Raw genomic sequence first — 1,083 nt, forward strand, 5'->3', positions numbered from 1 at the left:
TCCTGTCTGGGTTGACTCTGGGGCAAGTATAATTTCCCTGTTGAAGCCACCTGCGTTCCTACCAGTGTCCAGTGGGAGTTATCCTTCACGGCCGGACGAGCGATGACAATGCCTCGGCGAGGGCCGAGGCGGTAGAAAAAACAAGGGGCAGCGCACTGCCAGGAGCCGGCGTCCAATCTGCCAGGGGTTCGTCCCGGAGAGGGACGGTACCCCTTTCCTCCACGAGTCCGATCCTGTTCCGGTTATCAAGTATTATCCGCTTGCTGTGCAACGCCTAGCAAAACATCCCTGAAAGTATCTAAATATTCTCTATAAGACAATGTGCGAGAAGAAGCTGCGGGCTTAAGCTTTCCAGTGGCCACATGTCTACTCAGCTCACTTATAAACTCAGGATCTGGAATCGAATATCCAGGAGGCACCGAGGAATAAATCAAATTCCAGACAGCTGGATCTGGATGTACATGAGGTGTGTCAATTTTTACCGAAAATAACGACTCATATGTCTTGCTTTCTGGGATGAATGAAACTGAACTATCTTTCGGAAGATCTGCATATTCGTTTGCTCGTCCTTCTATGTTCGACTCGCCAGAACTATTCTTCAGGTTGGCGAGCTCCATTCGCAGTCGTTCATTTTCAGTCTTGAGTCTCTCTAATGAATTCAATAAGTCTACATCCAGAATTCGCTTCCTCGGTTTCTCATTCTCGTCGATGGTTTTCCTCGATACAAGGGAGTCTGGTTCAGGCTGCATGGCCTGTTTCTTCAGCTCCTCATTATTCTTCCGCAACGTTTGATTTTCCGCAAGAAGTTCCTCGTTTGCCGCCTTCAGCTGTTTATGCTCTTCCTGACTCGTGGTCTTCAATAGCTCCACTTCTGTCTTCAGGGCCTGTGTTTCCTCTTTTAGCCCGTCGTTTTCCGCGAGTAATTCTGTGATTTTCCTGGACAGCGCCAGATTCCGTTCCTGGCTTTCCCTCTCGATTCCAGCTTCGTAATCATCCATCACCCTCTTTAGTTCTTCATCTTTTTCCAACAGTTTCTCCTGTGCCTTCAACAATTCGCGACTTTGCTCTTCACTCTGCTCCTCT

General features: G+C 48.5%; 1 protein-coding gene. It reads right to left on the reverse strand.

The features are described 5' to 3' along the window. Positions 1 to 245: 245 nt before the first annotated feature. A partial coding sequence (locus ASH01S_RS17600; RefSeq protein ID WP_217996365.1) for a hypothetical protein occupies positions 246 to 1,083 on the reverse strand: 838 nt, incomplete at its 5' end.

Source organism: Alicyclobacillus shizuokensis NBRC 103103 (assembly GCF_001552255.1).
Lineage (GTDB): Bacteria > Bacillota > Bacilli > Alicyclobacillales > Alicyclobacillaceae > Alicyclobacillus_G > Alicyclobacillus_G shizuokensis.